This window comes from Synechococcus sp. R55.2 (assembly GCF_047462075.1).
In the GTDB taxonomy this organism is placed as follows: Bacteria; Cyanobacteriota; Cyanobacteriia; order Thermostichales; family Thermostichaceae; genus Thermostichus.
Genome location: NZ_JANSIH010000133.1, coordinates 1 through 914 on the forward strand (window position 1 = coordinate 1; position 914 = coordinate 914).

General features: G+C 57.3%; 1 pseudogene. It reads left to right on the top strand.

From position 1 onward, the window contains the following. Positions 1-294: 294 nt before the first annotated feature. A pseudogene (locus NW838_RS05070) lies at positions 295-914 on the top strand (hypothetical protein); the annotation flags it as partial.

The window sequence follows — 914 nt, forward strand, 5'->3', positions numbered from 1 at the left end:
CACCACCAACCCCGGCAGCACCACCTACTTCAACTTCGGGCCTGGCATTTTGGTGAACTAACTCAGGGCTGGCTCCAGGAGGGCAATCGGTTCTCATTCAGGAGGAGCTGGGTGGCAGCCGGTTGTCTTTCTTGTTCTTCAGCTTTGGGAAAGGCACCGTCGCTGTGCTTTTTTGAGCGCCCTTTGGGTATACTTGAGACTAGACTCAAGGTTTGCCTTTGAGTTTCCCTGGGGTGAGCTGGGCAGCTCTTGCTAAAGACGTTGACCCTAGCAAGTTTTTGAAGGAGATCTGCCATGGCTTCCTGCAACTCAAAATCCCGCTTTCGTCACCCGATAGCTCCCTTGATTTTGGCTTCCTCCCTCGTAGGAGGAGTGGCGGCTTGTTCCCTTACTTCGGATCCTCCGGCTGTTACTCAGGTTCCCCCGACAATTTCAGCTCAGGCGCCAGAAACAGCAGTGCAGGGCTCTGAGAGCATTGCTTTCTACTACGACGGGGTAAAGACCTCAGTCACCATCAAGGATGCGGCAGTCCTTTTTGCCGCCTGCACCCTCAACACCAACGACTCCGGGAAGATTGTTAACTTTGTCAATAACACGCTCAAGGTGGGGCCGATTACGGCTGCCGACGTGACGGGGTTGGGCGATCCGCTCAAGCCCTCTGTTTCCGACTTTACTGCCGACGGGGTGGTGGACTGCAAGGATGCGGCGGTTTTGTTTGCGGCAATTTCAACAGGTCTTCCGCCGACGGCCAGTAAGATCAATCCCTTCCTTGCCACCACCCTGAAGCTCAGCGGTATCACCGTCACCCAGCCGAACTTAGATACCTTCTTCAGCGAGCCCACCCGCCCACCCACGCCGACCCCGACCCCGCCGCCGACGCCCACGCCGACTCCGACGCCCACGCCGACTCCGAC